We start from the raw sequence: 17383 nt of genomic DNA on the forward strand, positions 1-17383 counted from the left end.
CCCGCGTGGACTTGCCGCTCGCCAGGCTCGGCTTCGGGACCCGGGGCAGGCCTGTGTAAGGCCTTCCACGCCGCGCATTGCGTGGACCTGCCGCCCTGAGAGAGCCGTTCTATTCCTGGGGAGTCCTACGATAAAAAGCGCCTTGCGGACCGCGGCCAGCCGCGGTCCGCAAGGCGCATCCCCCCGCGCGGGGATGCGGATTGCTTACTTCTCGATGACGTACTTGCCGTCCTTGGTCACGCTGACGATCGGCGCCTGGTCGGCGTCGTAGCCGGCGGGCTTGCCGGCGCGGTCGGTGGCCTGGCGGAACTTGAAGGCGCCGGTGGCGCCGGTCCATTGCACCGAGGGCAGCGCGTCACGCAAGGCGGCGCGGTCCTTGGCCAGTTCGCCGGTGATCTTGGTGTTCTTCAGGGCCTGGGCGACGATGTACATGGCGTCGTACGACTGCGCGGCGAACTGGTCGGGCGCGCCGTTGAACTTGGCCTTGTAGGCGTCGATGAACTTGACGTTCTCGGGGGCCTTGTTCTCGATCGACCACGGGCTGCCGATCCACAGGTTGTTCGACGCGCCGCCGGGGGCCAGGTCGAAGATCTTGACCGAGTTCATGCCGTTGCCGCCGATGACGGGCACGTTGATGCCCAGTTGGCGGGCCTGCACCATGATCGGGGCGCCTTCGGCCAGCAGCGCCGACAGCACGATGGCGTCGGGGTTGGTGCCCTTGATCTTGGTCAGTTGGGCCTTGAAGTCGACGTCGCCCTTGGCGAACGTTTCGGTCGTGGTGACCGGGATCTTCTGGTCTTCCAGGGCCTTCTTGAAGTTGTCGTAGCCGCTCTTGGTGAAGACGTCGTCGTTGCCGTACAGCACGGCCACGTTCTTCAGGCCGGTCTTGGCCTTGACGGTGGAGATGGTGGCGGGCAGCACGTCGGCTTCGGTGACCGAGTTGCGGAACACGTAGTTGCCGATGGAAGTGATGCCGTCGGCGGTGTTGGAGGTGCCGAAGGCGACCGTCTTGGCGGCCTGGGCGATCGGGTCGGCGGCCTGGGCCGAGTTCGACAGCGTCGGGCCGAACACCATCAGGACGTTGTCCTTGAAGATCAGCTTCTTGAAGACGTTGATGGCTTCTTCTTTCTTGCCCTGCTCGTCCTCGACCACCAGCACGATCTTGTTGCCATTGATCCCGCCCGCGGCGTTGATCTCGTCGGCCGCGAGCTGGAAGCCGTTGCGGATCGACGCGCCGTACTGGGCGGCGCCGCCGGACAGGGCTTCAGCCACGCCCAGCTTGAGGTCGGCCGCATGGGCAGCCGGGACGATGCCGGCGGCGATCAGCGCGGCCAGCAGCTTCTTGGTCTTGGATTGCATGGTTGATACCACCTTAAAGTCTGTCTCGGAATGTTGGTTATCCAGGCCAGGATGTTCCCGCCGGATTGACGTCCAATGGCGCCTGAAGGCGTCACGTTTGCGCGTCAAGACCCGGGATATTACTCCTTTGTATCAGGCCGAAACTCGAATGCCGTTCAACAAAAGGCGTAAAACCGCCCATTTTTTTGTAAAAAACACGGGGTTATCAGCGAAAACCCCACCTCCTACCGAATGCCATTCGGCACACGGACCTGCCATCAACTGCGGGCCGACAGCGCCACGCCCAGGTATTGGTCGTAGGCGCCGCGGGTCAGGCGGAACCAGGGCATCGCGCTATCGCGAAAACCCATGTAGTTGTCATGGATCGCCTTGAACTTCGGGTCTTTTTCGCTCAAGTCCTTGTAGACCTGCAGGGACGCCTCGAACGCGGCGTCCATGACCGAGCGCGGCAAGGCGCGCACCTGCGCGCCGGCCGCGACCAGTTGGGCCAGCGCGGCGGGATTGCGGGCGGCATAGGCCGCCGTGGTGCGCGCATGCGCGGCCAGGGCGGCGGCTTCGACCACCGCCTGGTAGTGCTTGGGCAGCTTGGCCCAGGCCTCTTCATTGATATAGAGAGACAACTGCTCGCTGGCGGCCCACCAACTGGGGCCGTAGTAGAACCTGGCAGCCTTGTTCAGGCCCAGCTTGCCATCGTCGTAGGCGCCGGCCCCGGCCACGGCGTCCGGCCCCGTCTTGGCGGCGGCCTCGGCGGGCTTGGCGCCATCGGCGGGCTTGGCGCCATCGGCGGGCTTCGTCCCTTCGGCAGGCTTCGTCCCTTCGGCAGGCTTGGCCCCTTCGGTGGGCTTGGTCCCTTCGGCGGGCTTGGCCTCCTCCGCAGGTTTGGCCCCCTCCGCGGGTTTGGCGGCTTCGGCGCCCTTCCCGTCGCCGGCCTGCGCGGCCGCTCCGGCCTGCTGCGGCACCACGCCCAGATGCGCCAGCACCTGCGCCGCCAGGCCATCGACGCGCATGGTCAGGTCTTTCAGGTCGGTGGCGCGCTTGATCTCGCGGTTGGACCACAGGCCCATCTGCGAACCGGTGTTGCCGAGGGGGAAGTTGAGGATCTTCTGCGGCTTGAACAGTTCGCGCGTCAGGCGCAAGCCGTCGCCTTCGAGCATCCAGGCATTCATCTGGCCCGCGTCGAGCCCGAACGGCACCGCCGAATCGAAGCAGAAGGCGGGGTTTTTGGCGAAATAGATGCCCGAAGAGACGTGAGCGCACTCGACCTTGGCGGCGCCGACCGCGTCCATCAGCTCCACCGCGGGCGCGATCTCGCCGTCGGCCAGTTGCTTGATGCTGAACTTGCCGCCGGTGGCCTCGGAGACGAACTTGCGGAAAATCTCGCCGGCGCCGAAGCGCAGGTCCAGCGCGGCCGGGAAGCCCGACGCCAGGCGCCAACTGATCGAGGGGGAATCCTGCGCCAGGGCGGGAGCGCTGACCGCCGCCCCCGCCGCCACGGCGCCCAGGCCGGCCTGCTTCAAGAATGAACGTCGTTGCATCTCTTTGCTCCTCTACAGCGATACCAGTTTGAGCAATACCCGCCGGATATTACACGGTGCCATCGCCGCTGACGGCTAGAGGAATTCCCGAGCGGTCAAGGATTGCAAAGAGTGGCCCGGCCAGGCCCCGCGCAGGCGGGCGCTGGCCGCGCTCGCACCCGGGATCAGGTGCCCGCGATCGCCATCTGCTCGATCAGGATCGAGCCGGTGGTCTTGGTGCCGCGCGAGATGGTGTCCGCGCCCACCGCGACGATCTGGCGGAACATGTCCGACAGGTTGCCGGCGATGGTGACTTCCTGCACCGCGTGCTGGATCTGGCCGTTCTCGACCCAATAGCCGAATGCGCCGCGCGAGTAGTCGCCGGTCACGTAGTTCACGCCCTGGCCGATCAGCTCGGTGACCAGGAAGCCCGTGCCCATCTTCTTGAGCATGGCTTCGAAGTCGTCGCCCCGGCGCGTCAGCGTGGAACTGAATACCAGGTTGTGCGAACCGCCCGCGTTGCCGGTGGTCTGCATGCCGAGCTTGCGCGCGGTGTAGGAGGACAGGAAGTAGCCTTCCAGCACGCCGGCCGACACCACGTTGCGCTTGCGGGTGCGAACGCCTTCGTCGTCAAACGGCGAGCTGCCCATGGCGCCGCGGATGTGCGGGTCTTCGGTCAGGTTGATGTGTTCCGGGAAGATCGGCTTGCCCAGGGCGTCGAGCAGGAAGCTGGCCTTGCGGTACAGCGCGCCGCCATTGGCGGCCTGTGTCAGGGCGCCGACCAGGCCGAGCGCCAGCGGCGCCTCGAACAGGACCGGGAACTTGCCGGTGCGGATGCGGCGCGCCGACAGGCGCGACAGCGTGCGCTCGGCGGCATAGCGGCCGACGGCCTCGGGCGTGGCCAGCTTGGCGGGGTCGCGCTCGGAGGTGTACCAGTAGTCGCGCTGCATGCCGTTGCCGCGCCCGGCGATGGGCGCCACCGACAGGCTGTGGCGCGAATACGGATAGCCGCCCAGGAAGCCACGGGTGTTGCCCATGACGAACTGGCCTTCGTAAGTGCCGACCGTGGCGCCGTCGGTATTGGTGATGCGGGCATCGACCTCGCGCGCGGCGCGCTCGGCGCGCAGGGCCAGTTCGGCGGCTTCCTCGGTGGAGACCGTCCAGCCGCGATGCAGGTCGAGGTCGGGGAATTCGGTGGCCAACTGGTCGGCGTCGGGCAGGCCGGCGGCCGGATCGGCGGCAGTGTGGCGGGCGATGTGCCAGGCGGCTTCGACCGTCTGGCGCAGCGCGGCTTCGGAAAAGTCGGAGGTCGAGGCGGAGCCGCGGCTCTGGCCGGCGTAGACCGTCAGGTCAAGCGAGCGGTCACGGGTCTGTTCGACGGTCTCGATGTCGTTCTTGCGCACCGACACCGACAGGCCCAGGCTTTCGGAGACTTCGGCCGCGGCATCCGAGGCGCCGATCTGTCGCGCGTAGGCCAGGGTTTGCTCGACGAGTTCGGAAAAACGGGCGTGATTGGCCGCCAGCGGCAAGGAGGAGGAGGATTTGACCATTGCTGTCCAATTTGCAGAGACGGTTATCATAGCCAAGTCTGTCATTGCGCAGTTTTCCATGAATTCCCACATCGAAGAAGAATCCTCCGACGGCTACGACGAGAACGGCTACGATCGTCCCAGCAAGTCCCAGGTCAAGCGTGAAATGCACGCGCTGCTGGACCTGGGCAAGCAACTGATCGAACTGTCCCCCGAACGCCTCAAGCAGTTGCCCCTGGCCGAACGCCTCTACGAAGCGATCCGCGAGGCGCAGCGCACCACCAGCCGCGAAGGCCGGCGCCGCCAGACCCACTTCGTGGGCAAGCTGATGCGCGACGCCCCCGCCGACGAGATCCGCGCCCAGCTCGATGTCTGGGAAAACGGCTCGCGCGAGGAAACCGCGGCCATGCACCGCCTGGAAACCCTGCGCGACCGGCTGCTCGACGACGACGACGCCCTGACCAAGCTGCTGAACGACAATCCGCAGGCGGATGTGCAGCAGCTACGCGCGGTGATCCGCGCCGCCCGCAAGGAGAAGGCAGCCAACGCCGTGCTGCTGCAAGGCCAGGAACCGCAGAAGAAGCACTATCGCGCCCTGTTCCAGGCCCTCAAGACCCTCACCCACTGATTGCGCCCGCCGTCCATGAACGCCCCCACCGACCTGCTCGACTGCATCGAGATCGAAACCGCCTCCAATCCCACGCACGCCGTGATCTGGCTGCACGGCCTGGGCGCCGACGGCAACGACTTCGCGCCCATCGTGCCGGAGCTGGACCTGCCGGCCGGCCTGGGCGTGCGCTTCGTCTTTCCCAACGCTCCCGTGCAACGCGTCACCATCAACAATGGCATGGCGATGCGCTCCTGGTACGACATCCTGGTGATGGACCTGGTGCGGGTGGAAGACGCCAAGGGCATCCGCGCCTCGGAAGCCGCGATCCACAAGCTGATCGCGCGCGAGAACGCGCGCGGCATCCCGACCTCGAACATCGTGCTGGCGGGCTTCTCGCAGGGCTGCGCCATGACGCTGCACACGGGCCTGCGGCTGCAGGACAAGCTGGCCGGCATGATGGGCCTGTCGGGCTATCTGCCGCTGCTGGACAGCGCCGAGGCCGAGCGCGCCCCGGCCAACCAGCGCACCCCGATCTTCCTGGCCCACGGCCTGTATGACCCGGTGGTATCGCTGCCGCGCGCGGAGGCCTCGCGGGCCGAGCTGGAGCGCCTGGGCTACGACGTGCGCTGGCACACCTACCCCATGCCGCACTCGGTCTGCGCCGAGGAAGTGGCGGACATCTCGCGCTTTCTGAACCAGGTGCTGGTGTAACGCGGGCGGCGCGCGGCGCCGCCTTCCCCCGAGGCCCGGATTCGCCGGGCCGTTCGCACGGGGATTCCCTGCTTTGTATACCAAGTGGTATTCCAGCCTCGAATTTTCCGGGGCGCGACTTCGCTCGTCCATAGAGAAAAACGCCAATACCAAAACGCTTGTCGCTCGCGATTGTTGAATATAGTATTCAATCCAAGCCGTATTGGCCCGATCGCAATCGCCTCGGGCTTCCCTGTTGTTGCAGTCGATCCATCCCATTGGCCGTGCCGCGCCGGGTTTCGGCGAGGCATATAGACGCAGGAGAAAGTCCCGTGAAGCCCTTGCCATTGCCTCGCCTGGCGGCGGCGCTGCTTGCCGCCGTCCTCGCCCCTTTCGCCAGCCACGGCGAAGCCCTCAATCCCCCGGTAAAGGTACGCTACGAAGAGGTGGTCCGCTCCATCCTCTACGTGCCCAAGTACGTTGCCCTGTCGCAGGGCTATTTCAAGGACGCCGGGCTGGACGTGTCCATGAAGACCTCGCAGGGCACCGACAAGGGCATGACCGCCCTGCTCTCGGGCAGCGCCGACATCGTGCTGATCGGCCCCGAAGCCTCGATCTACGTGCAGAACAGCGAATCGCCGGTCAAGCCGAAGATCTTCGCCGGCCTGACCGCCACCGACGGCTTCTTCCTGCTGGCGCGCAAGCCGGTCGAGAAATTCGACTGGAGCATGCTCAAGGGCAAGGAGGTGATCGGCTTCCGGCCCGGGTCGAACCCCATCGTGTTCCTGGAGACCGCGCTGCGCAAGCACGGCCTCGATCCGCAGAAGGACGTCAAGCTGCTCAACAACATCGGCATCCCGGCGCGCGCCGGCGCCTGGATGGCGGGCCAGGGCGAATACGGCATCTTCCTGGAGCCCGAGGCCGGCGAACTGGTGCGCAACGGCAAGGGCTACATCGTGGCCTCGGTCGGCCATGAGGTCGGCCAGGTGGACTACACGGTCTTCACCGCCACCGACAAGTACATCCGCGACAACCCCAAGGTGATACAGGCCTGGACCAACGTGGTGGCGCGCGCAGAGAAATACGTCAAGGACACGCCGGCGGCCACGCTGGCGCCGCAGATCATGACCTACTTCCCCGGCATGGACGCGGCCGCGGTGACCGACGCGATCGAGCGCTACAAGCAGTACCAGATCTGGAAGACCACGCCGCTGGTGACGGCCGAGGCCATGAGCCGGTTGCAGGACATGCTGATCGCCAGCGCGGTGATGAAGGAAGGCGCCCGCGTCAAATATGAAGACGTGGTGGTGGCGGACTTCGCCAGGAAGGTGCCGTGATGAGCGCCGTCGTCCACAACCTCAAGCCGGACCCGGCCACCGCCAAGATCGAACTGCGCGATGTCTGCCTGAGCTATTTCACGCCGGAGGGCGAGACCGAAGCGCTGTCGCAGGTGTCGTTCGCGCTGGCGCCGGGCGAATTCGTCAGCCTGATCGGCCAGAGCGGCTGTGGCAAGAGCACGCTGCTGTCGCTGATCGCCGGCCTGCACGCGCCGACCTCGGGCACCGTGATGATCGACGGCCAGGCGGTCACCGAACCCAATCCGCGCATCGGCTACATGCTGCAGCAGGACTACCTTTTCGAGTGGCGCACCATTCTCGACAACGTCATGCTGGGCGCCGAGATCCAGGGCCGGCGCGATGCGCGCAGCGAAGCCCGGGCCGTGCACCTGCTGGAAAAGTGCGGGCTGGGCGCGTTCCTGTCGCATACGCCGCGCCAGTTGTCGGGCGGCATGCGCCAGCGCGCGGCGCTGGCGCGCACGCTGGTGACCGAGCCCGACGTGATCCTGCTGGACGAACCGTTCTCGGCGCTCGATTCGCAGACCCGGCTGGCGATCTCCGACGAGGTCGTCGACATCCTGCGGCGCGAAGGCAAGACGGTGGTGCTGGTGACCCACGACATCGGCGAGGCCATCGCCATGACCGACCGCGTCATCGTGCTGTCGCGCCGGCCCGGACGGCTCAAGAGCCAGTACCGCATCCATTATGGCGACGGCGCGCGGCCGACGCCGTTCCAGGCCCGTTCCCGGCCGGAATTCAATGCCTACTTCAAGCAGCTCTGGGACGAGCTGGACGTCCATGTGGAGGGTTGAGCCGTGAACGCCCCGATCGCCAACACCGTGCCGCTGCGCGCCGTGCCCGCGCCCAGCCAGAAGTACCTGGACTACCTGCGGCGCGACCGCGCCCGCCGCCGCAACATCCGCATCGCCCAGGCGCTGCTGCTGGTGGTGTTCCTGTGCGCCTGGGAGATCCTGCCGCGCATGCACATCCTGAACCCGCTCCTGACCAGCTATCCGAGCGCGCTGTGGCCGACCTTCCTGGAGCTGTGGCGCCAGGGCAACCTGGCGCACCACATCGCCACCACGCTGTCGGCCACGCTGGTGGGCTTCACGCTCAGCATGGTGATCGGCATCATCGTGGCCGCCGCGCTGTGGTGGTCGGACTTCCTGTACAAGGTGCTCGATCCGTTCCTGGTGGTGGCCAACGCCATGCCCAAGATCGCCTTCGTGCCGATCTTCTACCTGTGGCTGGGGTCGGACTACGCGGTCTACGGCATGGCCGTGGCGATCGCGGTGTTCGTGACCATCATGGTGGTGTATGCGGGCTTTCGCGCCATCGACCTGAACAAGGTCAAGCTGGCCCGCACCTTCGGCGCCAGCCGCTGGCAGGTGCTGACCAAGGTGGTGCTGCCCGGCAGCGTGCCGACCCTGATCGCCGCGGTGAAGATGAACATCGGCCTGGCGCTGGTGGGCGTCATCGTGGGCGAATTCCAGTCGGCCGACTCGGGCCTGGGCTTTCTCATCATGAACGGCAGCCAGGTCTTCAAGCTGAACATCGTCATGACCGCCATCGCCATGCTGGCGCTGATCTCCAGCGTCATGTACCTGGTGGTGTACCGCATCGAAGCCGCCGTGGCGCGGCGCTACGGATAAGGAACCGCCATGCAGATTCCGCAATGGGTGCAGGACCGCGTCATCGCCCGCCAGGGCTGCCTGCATCCCTACGACAGCCTGCCCGGCGCCCGCACCGCGGTGGTGGTGATCGACATGCAGCAGTACTTCACGCTGCCCGGCTACCAGGGCGAATGCGCCGCGGCGCGCGACATCATCGCGCCGGTCAACCGCCTGTGCGACGCGGTGCGCGCGGCCGGCGGCACGGTGGTCTGGGTGCAGACCGCGTCCGACAACGCCGACGCCTTCTGGTCGCACCACCATGGCGTGATGCTGACGCCCGAGCGCAGCGCCCGGCGCCTGGAAACCCTGCGCCGCGATGCGCCGGGTTTCGCGCTGCATCCGGACCTGCGGCCGGCCGACAGCGACCTGCGCGTGACCAAGCGCTTCTACAGCGCCATGGCCACGGGCTCGTCGGAACTGGAGCCGCTGCTGCGCGGACGCGGCGTGGACACGCTGCTGATCGCCGGCACGGTCACCAACGTCTGTTGCGAATCGACGGCGCGCGACGCCATGATGCGCGACTTCCGCACCATCATGGTGGACGACGCGCTGGCCGCGGTGACGCCGGCCGAACACGAAAACGCCCTGCATGGCTGGCTGCTGTTCTTCGGCGACGTGCTGTCGGTGGATGAAGTGGCGACGCGGCTGCGGCCAGCCCAGGCCGCGCGCAAGACGGCCTGAAGCCGGCATGGCCACGGCCGGGCGCGGGCCCGCGCCGGCCGCGGCGCTCAGCGCAGGTTGAGCCAGACCCGCCGCATGGTCGGGTCTTCCGGATCCGGATCGTTGGTGAAGCCCAGGCTGGTCATCAGCGCCAGCATCGGCCGGTTGGTCGACAGCACCAGGCCGTCGATGTATTCCAGCCCCTGCTCGCGCGCCGCGTCGATCAGCGCGGTCATCAACTGGCGGCCCAGGCCGCGCCGCTGCCAGTCGTCGCCGATCACCAGCGCGTATTCCGCGCCGCGCCCGTCGGGGTTGCGCAGGTAGTGCGCAAAACCGACCAGCACTTCGTGCGGATGGCCGCGGTTGGCCGGGTTGGGCACCTGGGTGGCGGCCACCAGCGCCAGCTCGCGGTGGTAGTCCACCTGGGTGTAGCGCGACACCATGCGCGGGGTCAGCTCGCGCATCATCGACACGAATCGCATGTAGCGCGAGCGTTCCGACAGGCCGCGGATGAAATCCTGCAGCGGCTGGCCGTCCTCGGGGCGGATGGGCCGCAGCACCCACGGGATGCCATCGGCGAAACGGCGCACCTGCACCAGGCGCGCCGGGTACGGGTGAATCGCCATGTGCGGATAGCCGGCGGTCTGCGGCGTCTCGCAACCCGGCTTCTCGGCCAGCGTCATGCGCAGGCCTCCCGCGCGCAGATGGGTCTCGCCGGCATACAGCGGATCGATGTCGAGCGTTTCGATGTCCGGCAGCTCCGACACCATCTCCGAGACCAGCACCAGCGCCTGCTGCAAGGCCTCGGCGGCCAGGTGGCCGACGCGCGGCGCCAGCACCCGGCGCCACAGCCGGCTGCGCTCGATCATCTGGCGCGCCAGGAAGCCGTTGAGCGGCGGCAGGTCGATGCCGCGATCCGATTGCGACAGCACCGCGTCCGGGCCGCCGGCGCCGAAGCGGATGACCGGCCCGAACTGCGGATCGCGCCGCACCCGGATGGCCATGGGGCGGGATTCGGGCTCGGCCGCCGCCACGTCCAGCGGCATGTCGCGCAGCGGCACGTAGAACAGGGACAGCAGCGCACGGACCTCGGACGTATTCAACTCGCGCCGGCAATCGGCCCGCACCCGCGCCAGGATTTCGCGCGCGGCGGCCAGGTCGGGCACGTGGGTGGCCGGCTCGGGCGGCTGGGTCTGCAGCAGCAACTGCTGGTTGTAATGATGCGTGGCCAGCACGCCGAAGGCGTCGGCGGCGGACTCGGGCGTACGGAACGCCGAGGTGCCGGCGTCGTCCAGCATGCGCCGCAACGGCCGCATGCCGGCGTCGCCCATGAAGCAGGTGACCACGGGCTTTCTGGCCTTGGGCGCGATCTGCGCCAGCTCGCGCGCCACCGCCGGCATGTCGGCCAGCGCGTCGGGCGCCAACAGCACCAGCACGCCGTCCACGCCCGCGTCATCCAGCACCACGTCGAGGATGGCGCGGATGCGTTCCGGCGTCAGCGGCACGTAGGTGATGACGGGATTGGCGCTGGCCGCGTCCGGCTCCAGCATCGCCGCCAGCGCGCGCTGCGTGGCCGGCGCCAGCTCGGCGCGCAGCACCGCCGCGTCGGGGCCGATCAGGTCCATGGCCAATTGGGGCGGTCCGCTGCCGTTGGAGATCAGCGCCACGCGCCGGCCCTTGGGGCGGCGCGTGTAGCCCAGCACCTTGACCGCCGAGAACAGTTGCACGAAGTAGCGCACCCGCACCGCGCCGGCGCGCCGCAGGGCGGCGTCGAAGATGGCGTCGGCGCTGTCGGTATCGGCGCGGCCGGCCTTGAGCACGATGACCGGCTTGACGCTGGCCGCGGCCCGCAGCGTGCTCATGAATTCGCGCGCCGGGCCCACGTCTTCCAGGTACAGCACGATGCTGTCGGTGCGAGGATCGCTGGCCAGGTAGTCCAGCACCTTGGACAGGCCCACCACCGCCTCGTCGCCCAGCGACACGGCGGTGGAAAAACCGATATGCACGTCCTCGGCCCAGTCCATGACGGCGGCCATGATGGAGCGCGACTGCGCCAGCAGCGCCACGCGGCCGGCGCGCGCCAGCACCGGATGCTGGCTCAGGTTCAGGCCGGCATGCGGGCGCTGCGCGCCGAACGAGCGCGGCCCCAGCAATTCGCAGCGGTTTTCCTCGGCCCAGGCGCGGCACAGCGCCAGGGTGCCACGCGGATACGGGTCGGGCAGCTCGTGCGGCAACAGGATGACCGAGCGTGGGGCCAGCGGGGACAGCCGGCGCAGGGTCTCGGGCAGCACGGCGGGCGAAACGCAAACCAGGGCCAGATCGGGCCGCTCGCCAGCGGCCAGCCCCTGAAGCGTCTCCGGCAGGTCGGGCGCGGCGCCGGGGTCGCAGGCCACCACCGTGGTTTTCGCCTTGAGCGCGGGTGGCAGCGACGTCGCCGCCGGCAGCGGCCGATCGGCGACGATCACCAGCGAACCGGGTTCGAACATCGGGGCAAGAGCGTGTCGCAGCATGGCGGGAACAGGCACTAATCTAAAATAGCGTCCATCGTAACAAGACAACCCCGCCGTCCGCTTGATCCGGGCCAGTCCGACGCCGCATTCGCGGCGCCGCAGCCGCTATCATTGCCACCTATGACCTCCAACGCCTCCTCCCCCATTCGCACCCGCTTCGCGCCTTCGCCCACCGGCTTCCTGCACCTGGGCGGCGCCCGCACCGCGCTGTTCTCCTGGGCCTTCGCGCGCCACCACAAGGGCACCTTCGTGCTGCGCATCGAAGACACGGACGTCGAACGCTCCACGCCGGAAGCGGTGCAGGCCATCCTGGACAGCATGGACTGGCTCGGCATGCAGCCGGACGAAGGCCCGTTCTACCAGATGCAGCGCATGGACCGCTACCGTGAAGTGGTCGCGCAGATGCTGGCCGCCGGCACCGCCTACCACTGCTACAGCTCGCCCGAGGAAGTCGAGGCCATGCGCGAGGCCGCCCGCGCCCGCGGCGACAAGCCGCGCTACGACGGCACCTGGCGCCCCGAGCCCGGCAAGACCCTGCCGCCGGTGCCCGCAGGCCGCAAGCCGGTGGTGCGCTTCAAGAACCCCCAGGACGGCGCCACCGCCTGGAACGACATGGTCAAGGGCCCCATCAGCTTCGACAACACCGAGCTGGACGACCTGATCATCGCGCGCCCGGATGGCACCCCCACCTACAACTTCTGCGTGGTCGTGGACGACTGGGACATGGGCATCACCCACGTGCTGCGCGGCGATGACCACGTCAACAACACTCCGCGCCAGATCAACATCCTGCGCGCGCTGGGCGCCACCCTGCCCGAATACGGCCACGTGCCCATGATCCTCGGCCCGGACGGCGAAAAGCTGTCCAAGCGCCACGGCGCGGTCAACGTCATGGAGTACGACAACGAGGGCTACCTGCCCGAGGCCATGATCAACTACCTGGCGCGCCTGGGCTGGAGCCACGGCGACGACGAACTCTTCAGCCGCGACCAACTGGTGGAATGGTTCGACACCCGCCACCTGTCCAAGTCGGCCTCGCAGTGGGACCCGAAGAAGCTGAACTGGGTCAACGCCCACTACATCAAGCAGATGGACAACGCCGAACTGGCCGAACGCGTGGCGCCGCGCGTCGCCCATCGCGGCGGCTATCCGGAAAAGATCGACCTGCCGGGCGTGATGGGCCTGCTCAAGGACCGCGCCGAGACCCTGGAACAACTGGCCGACGGCGCCATGCTGTTCTGCGGCGAGTTCAAGCCGGCCTCGCCGGAACTGGTCGAGCAGCACCTGACCGCCGCCGCGCGCGAGGCGCTGGCCGATTTCGCCCAGCGCGCCCAGGGCGCCGACTGGACCCGCGAGGCCATCTCGGCGCTGATCAAGGCCGTGCTGGCCGAGCGCGGCCTGAAGATGCCGCAACTGGCGATCCCGCTGCGCGTGGCCGTCACCGGCCAGACCCAGACGCCCGCGGTGGACGCGGTGCTGGCCCTGCTGGGCAAGGACACCGTGCTCAAGCGCCTGGCCGCCATCTGATCGGACTTCCCTCCGCGAAAAAGCCCCGTCCGGCCTGGCCGTTCGGGGCTTTTTTTTCGCCTCATGGGCCGGTTACCGTCCCGGCGCCGCGCGGCGGCGGGCATCCTAGACGGCCTTGGGCCGCGCCTTCAAGGCCCGCGAGAAGAACGCGCCCAGCAGCGGCAGCAGGACCGCCGAACCGCCGAACAGCGCCGCCGCGCCGGCCTCGTCCACCACCGAGCCGGCGAGCGCCACGCCCGCCGCCTGGCCCATGAACAGGCAGGAGGCGAACCAGGCCACCGCCGTGCCGCGCGCCGACGGCACCATCTGGGTGGCGTTGGTCTGCAGTGTCGCGTGCAGCAGGTAATAGCCGAAGCCCGCCAGCACGCTGGCCAGCAGGCTCCACAACCACACCGGCCCCAGCAGGTACGACAGGAAGGCCGCGCCCAGCACCAGCCCGCCCGCCACCGCCAGGCCGCGTTCGCCCAGGCGCTTGAGGATGCGGCCCGCCACCACCGTATAGAGCAGCCCGCCCACCGCGTACACCGCCACCAGCGCGCCGGCCGCCGTCAGCGAGATGTCGAAGCGCTCATGCAGGTAGGACGGCGCGAACGCCAGGGCGCCGAACACCAGCAGGCCCTCGATGAACACCGTGGCCAGCACCACGCGCGCCCATGGCGTGCCCAGCACCAGCCGCGCCTGTGCCACGAACCCCTGGCGCGGCGCGTTCGGATCGACCACGCCCAGTCCCAGCGCGCGCTGGCGCCGCACTTCCCGATGCAGCAGCGTGCCCACCACCAGGTAGCCGCCCACCAGCGCCGCGAAGGCCCAGCGCCAACCGAGGGTATCGGCGAACAGGCCGCCGGCCAACTGCCCGGCCGCCATGCCCAGGATGGTGCCGGTCAGAAAGCGCGCCAGCGTCGCCTGGCGACGCTCATAGGGAACGGTGTCGCCGATCCAGGCCATCGACAGCGGCACGATGCCGGCGCCCGCCGCCCCCGACAGGGCGCGGCAGAACACCAGCACGTCCAGCGTCTCGGCCAGGAAAGCGCCGGCGCTGCCCAGTGCGCAGGCGAACGTCGCCACGCTGACGACGCGGTATTTGCCGTAGCGGTCGCCGACCGGTCCGAAGAACATCTGCAGCACGCCGTAGGCCACCGCGAAGGCGGTGACGGCGCGCGCGGCCTGGCCGGTGCTGGCGCCGAATTCGGCCGCCAGTTGGGGCAGCATGGGATCACAGATACGGAAGGCGCTGGCGCTGACGAAGGCGGCCAGGGCAAGCAGCGCGATGGCGCGCGCTTCGGATGACAGGGCGGGCATGGAGGGCCGGCGGCGCAATGGAGGACGAAGTCCGCACCTTACCGCAGCCGCGCCCGCTTGGCGACGCCGGCGCCCGGATTCCGTCCGCGCAACGGAACGCGGAATCGCCGGCCACCCCAGGGATCAATACGGCAGGCGATAGCCCTGCGGCATGCGGCGCGCGGTCACGATCTGGCCGCCGCTCTTGAGCTCGCGCAGCGTCAGCTTGGCCTGCTCGACCTTCTCGACACGGTAGCGGTTGATGTAAATCGGATCGGCGGCGTCGACGATCTCGCCGTTCGATTGCGTGGTCTGCATCGTGTAGACGCCGTCCACCACGCTCCAGCAACCGGTCTCGCGCAGCGCCGGACGCGTCTTGCGGCCGATCTTCAACTGGGTTTCATAGGCCATGCGGCCATCGGCATACAGCACCGTCAGGGCCTGGAAATCGCCGCTGACGCCTTTCGGCTTGGAATTCGAATACCAGGTGCCGACCATGGGATCGCCGCTCTTGGCGGGCACGCATGCCACCGGCTTGGGCGCCGCTTCCGGCTGGGCCTCGGTAATGGAGGCGGGTTTCCTGGCGGCGCAGCCGGCCAGGATCAGGAGGGCGCAGGCCACGCCCGCCGAACGCAAATACACACTGCTCATGAATTCCTCAACACGTCTGTCGACGCGCCGCGCCGCTCAAACCGGCACGCCCCGCGCGCAGCAAACATCACGCACTCTAAAGATGCGCAGGTGAAGAATCAACGACGATCGGCGGCGTGTGCAATTGCGCAACAGTCCTTGCCGGAAACCCCGTGTTTTAAGGGCTCAACGCGCAAAAATGCGTTGGTTTCAAGCGACACTGCGGGCGCCGCGCGCGGCCTTGGCGCGCAGCATTTCCTCCATGCGCGCCGCGGCCGGCGACAGGCTGCGGCCGGCCAACCGCGTGATGCCCAGTTCGCGCTCGATACGCGGCCGCGCCAGCGGCACGAAAACCAGACCGGGAGAATCCGGCGGCACCCCCAGCCGCGCCAGCACCGTCACGCCCACGCCGCGCTCCAGCATCGCCAGCAGCGACATCATGTTGGACACGAACACCTGACGCTCCATCATGAAGGCGGCCTGCGGATAGTCCGCCAATTGCCGGTGCGCCACCGTGCCCACCAGTGGCAGCCCCGCGATCTCGCGCCAGGTCACGGACTTGCGCCCCGCCAGGGGATGGCCGCGATGGCAGACCAGTCCGAAGGCATCGCGCAGCAGCGGCTCGAACGCCAGCCGCCGGTCGCGCAGCACCGGGCTGCACACCCCCAGCTCGACCTCGCCCGCCAGCACCATGCGCTCAACGCCTTCGGAGTTGTCGTCGAACAGGCGCAGCGCCACCGCCGGGTAGCGCTCGCGGTAGGTCGCCACCAGTTCGGGCAGCCAATGGGTCGCAACCGTCGCCACCGAGGCCATGGTCAGGGTGCCGGCCTCGTTGCTGGCCAGCCCCGCCAGCGTCCCGGCCACGCGGTCGTGGTGCTCAACCAGTTCGCGCGCCAGCGGCAGGCAGTCCTGGCCGAACCGAGTCAGCGCGTTGCCATTGCCGCGCTCGAACAGCGGCTGGCCCAGGCGCTGCTCCATTTCGCGGATCGACAGCGACAGCGCCGGCTGCGAGCGGAACGCGCGCGCGGCGGCGGCGCGGAAGCTGCGCAATTCGGCCACCAGCAGGAAGTGGCGGTAGTGCGCAATGGAAAGTTCGGGCAAGGCGGGCATCGGGACACCTGATTTGATGAACTTATCAAATCATAGGAAAAATAAAATTTTCTCATCATAGGGCGGCACTTAACATGGCCGCAATGACTACCGCGACTCTCTCCCCCGCCCGCGCCCAGGCCGTCGATCCGCTCGACTTCAGCCTCGCCGACCGGCTGCCCGCCCGCGCTGCCGGCCAGGGCCGGCTGCTGACCGCCGCCGCGCCCAACGGCAGGCCCGGCCTGCTGCTCGTGCCCGGCGCCTATCACGGCGCCTGGTGCTACGCGCACTACCTGGACTATTTCGCCCGAGCCGGCCTGGCCTGCGCAGCCATCGACCTGCGCGGTCACGGCCCCTTGCCGCAGCCGCCCGGCTTCCTCGACACGGGCATCGCCGACCTGGCCGCCGACGTCGTCAGCGCGCTCGACCTGCTGGACGCGCCCATCGTCGTGGTGGGCCACAGCATGGGCGCCCTGCCCGCGCTGCTGGCCGCCAGCCAGCGCGCCGTCGCCGGCGTGGTGCTGATGGCGCCCTCGCCGCCCGCCAACCTGCCCGGCGCGCTGGGCCTGCCGCCGGTGCCCGCCGACGCCGTGCGCGCCGCGCCCGCCGCCAGCGAGATCCGCGCCCGCTTCCTGGCCACCTCGCCGACGCGCGACGTCAGCGCCGTCACCCAACGCCTGAATCCCGAAAGCCCGCGCGTGCTCAACGACCGCTACCTGCTGCGCGTGCCCGTCGATCCCGCCGCCATTACCGCCCCCGGCCTGTGCCTGGAGGCCGGCCTGGATACCCACGACCGCCATCCGCCCGGCCAGGACCACGCCATCGCGCGACTGTTCGGCTTTTCCCATGCCGTCCTCGCCGGACAGCCCCATTGCATGATGTACGGCGACGCATGGCAGGCCAGCGCGGACGCGATCCTCGGCTGGTATCGCCAACAGTTCGGCTGACCCGCGACGCCCCTGACGCCCGATACATCC

At 68.5% G+C, this 17383-nt stretch carries 15 protein-coding genes; 8 read left to right on the top strand and 7 right to left on the bottom strand.

What is annotated here, in order from left to right; genetic code table 11:
• Positions 1-204: 204 nt before the first annotated feature.
• The 3 genes from SB816_RS22480 to pmbA all read right to left on the bottom strand — a co-directional run bounded on the left by SB816_RS22480 (position 205) and on the right by pmbA (position 4423).
• Positions 205-1359: an ABC transporter substrate-binding protein gene (locus SB816_RS22480; protein ID WP_049071171.1), complete on the bottom strand. Its 1155-nt coding sequence runs from the start codon at positions 1357-1359 to the stop codon at positions 205-207.
• 257 nt (positions 1360-1616) lie between these two features.
• The gene (locus tag SB816_RS22485) at positions 1617-2894 is read right to left on the bottom strand and encodes a twin-arginine translocation signal domain-containing protein (protein ID WP_144656964.1); all 1278 of its coding nucleotides are present in this window, start codon (positions 2892-2894) and stop codon (positions 1617-1619) included.
• Between the two features lie 164 nt (positions 2895-3058).
• Positions 3059-4423: a metalloprotease PmbA gene (pmbA, locus tag SB816_RS22490; protein ID WP_410547571.1), complete on the bottom strand. Its 1365-nt coding sequence runs from the start codon at positions 4421-4423 to the stop codon at positions 3059-3061.
• A gap of 58 nt (positions 4424-4481) precedes the next feature.
• Between pmbA and yjgA the strand changes: the two genes are divergently transcribed.
• From yjgA to SB816_RS22520, 6 genes are all read left to right on the top strand, one after another.
• Positions 4482-5030, top strand: a complete 549-nt coding sequence (yjgA, locus tag SB816_RS22495; protein ID WP_020925259.1) for a ribosome biogenesis factor YjgA — start codon at positions 4482-4484, stop codon at positions 5028-5030.
• A gap of 15 nt (positions 5031-5045) precedes the next feature.
• The gene (locus SB816_RS22500) at positions 5046-5723 is read left to right on the top strand and encodes an alpha/beta hydrolase (protein WP_006388632.1); all 678 of its coding nucleotides are present in this window, start codon (positions 5046-5048) and stop codon (positions 5721-5723) included.
• A gap of 311 nt (positions 5724-6034) precedes the next feature.
• Positions 6035-7039, top strand: a complete 1005-nt coding sequence (locus tag SB816_RS22505; RefSeq protein ID WP_054503433.1) for an ABC transporter substrate-binding protein — start codon at positions 6035-6037, stop codon at positions 7037-7039.
• Positions 7039-7851: an ABC transporter ATP-binding protein gene (locus SB816_RS22510; protein WP_006388630.1), complete on the top strand. Its 813-nt coding sequence runs from the start codon at positions 7039-7041 to the stop codon at positions 7849-7851. Before SB816_RS22505 ends, SB816_RS22510 begins: the two co-directional genes overlap by 1 nt.
• Positions 7852-7854: 3 nt before the next feature.
• Positions 7855-8691, top strand: coding sequence for an ABC transporter permease (locus tag SB816_RS22515; RefSeq protein WP_064526257.1), 837 nt, complete (start codon positions 7855-7857; stop codon positions 8689-8691).
• A 9-nt stretch (positions 8692-8700) separates the two neighbouring features.
• Complete coding sequence (locus tag SB816_RS22520) at positions 8701-9393, top strand: isochorismatase family cysteine hydrolase (protein ID WP_049071161.1); 693 nt, start codon at positions 8701-8703, stop codon at positions 9391-9393.
• Between the two features lie 47 nt (positions 9394-9440).
• Here SB816_RS22520 and SB816_RS22525 read toward each other — a convergent pair whose 3' ends face one another.
• Positions 9441-11882 (bottom strand): GNAT family N-acetyltransferase, encoded by a 2442-nt coding sequence (locus SB816_RS22525; protein WP_026383211.1) that lies wholly within the window; start codon positions 11880-11882, stop codon positions 9441-9443.
• A gap of 120 nt (positions 11883-12002) precedes the next feature.
• Here SB816_RS22525 and gltX point away from each other — a divergent pair, with 120 nt between their 5' ends.
• Positions 12003-13409 (top strand): glutamate--tRNA ligase, encoded by a 1407-nt coding sequence (gltX, locus tag SB816_RS22530; protein ID WP_410547572.1) that lies wholly within the window; start codon positions 12003-12005, stop codon positions 13407-13409.
• A gap of 105 nt (positions 13410-13514) precedes the next feature.
• Here the strand turns inward: gltX and SB816_RS22535 are convergent, their stop codons facing one another.
• The 3 genes from SB816_RS22535 to SB816_RS22545 form a co-directional block, all read right to left on the bottom strand.
• Entirely contained in the window at positions 13515-14708 is a 1194-nt protein-coding gene (locus tag SB816_RS22535; protein WP_410547573.1) for an MFS transporter, read from the bottom strand.
• A gap of 123 nt (positions 14709-14831) precedes the next feature.
• A complete protein-coding gene (locus tag SB816_RS22540; RefSeq protein ID WP_049071152.1) occupies positions 14832-15338 on the bottom strand; it encodes a hypothetical protein in 507 nt (168 codons plus the stop codon).
• Between the two features lie 189 nt (positions 15339-15527).
• Positions 15528-16427, bottom strand: coding sequence for a LysR family transcriptional regulator (locus SB816_RS22545; RefSeq protein WP_049071150.1), 900 nt, complete (start codon positions 16425-16427; stop codon positions 15528-15530).
• Between the two features lie 74 nt (positions 16428-16501).
• Here SB816_RS22545 and SB816_RS22550 point away from each other — a divergent pair, with 74 nt between their 5' ends.
• Positions 16502-17353, top strand: coding sequence for an alpha/beta hydrolase (locus SB816_RS22550; RefSeq protein WP_410547574.1), 852 nt, complete (start codon positions 16502-16504; stop codon positions 17351-17353).
• The last annotated feature ends 30 nt before the right edge of the window (positions 17354-17383 follow it).

Origin of the sequence: Achromobacter sp. SIMBA_011 (assembly GCF_046535435.1) — a bacterium.
GTDB lineage: Bacteria > Pseudomonadota > Gammaproteobacteria > Burkholderiales > Burkholderiaceae_B > Achromobacter > Achromobacter dolens.

Coding starts and splice junctions, on each gene's coding strand:
- yjgA (WP_020925259.1), top strand. CDS start 4,482: ATGAATTCCCACATCGAAGAAGAATCCTCCGACGGCTACGACGAGAAC.
- SB816_RS22500 (WP_006388632.1), top strand. CDS start 5,046: ATGAACGCCCCCACCGACCTGCTCGACTGCATCGAGATCGAAACCGCC.
- gltX (WP_410547572.1), top strand. CDS start 12,003: ATGACCTCCAACGCCTCCTCCCCCATTCGCACCCGCTTCGCGCCTTCG.
- SB816_RS22520 (WP_049071161.1), top strand. CDS start 8,701: ATGCAGATTCCGCAATGGGTGCAGGACCGCGTCATCGCCCGCCAGGGC.
- SB816_RS22550 (WP_410547574.1), top strand. CDS start 16,502: ATGGCCGCAATGACTACCGCGACTCTCTCCCCCGCCCGCGCCCAGGCC.
- SB816_RS22535 (WP_410547573.1), bottom strand. CDS start 14,708: ATGCCCGCCCTGTCATCCGAAGCGCGCGCCATCGCGCTGCTTGCCCTG.
- SB816_RS22540 (WP_049071152.1), bottom strand. CDS start 15,338: ATGAGCAGTGTGTATTTGCGTTCGGCGGGCGTGGCCTGCGCCCTCCTG.
- SB816_RS22525 (WP_026383211.1), bottom strand. CDS start 11,882: ATGCTGCGACACGCTCTTGCCCCGATGTTCGAACCCGGTTCGCTGGTG.
- pmbA (WP_410547571.1), bottom strand. CDS start 4,423: ATGGTCAAATCCTCCTCCTCCTTGCCGCTGGCGGCCAATCACGCCCGT.
- SB816_RS22485 (WP_144656964.1), bottom strand. CDS start 2,894: ATGCAACGACGTTCATTCTTGAAGCAGGCCGGCCTGGGCGCCGTGGCG.
- SB816_RS22480 (WP_049071171.1), bottom strand. CDS start 1,359: ATGCAATCCAAGACCAAGAAGCTGCTGGCCGCGCTGATCGCCGCCGGC.
- SB816_RS22510 (WP_006388630.1), top strand. CDS start 7,039: ATGAGCGCCGTCGTCCACAACCTCAAGCCGGACCCGGCCACCGCCAAG.
- SB816_RS22545 (WP_049071150.1), bottom strand. CDS start 16,427: ATGCCCGCCTTGCCCGAACTTTCCATTGCGCACTACCGCCACTTCCTG.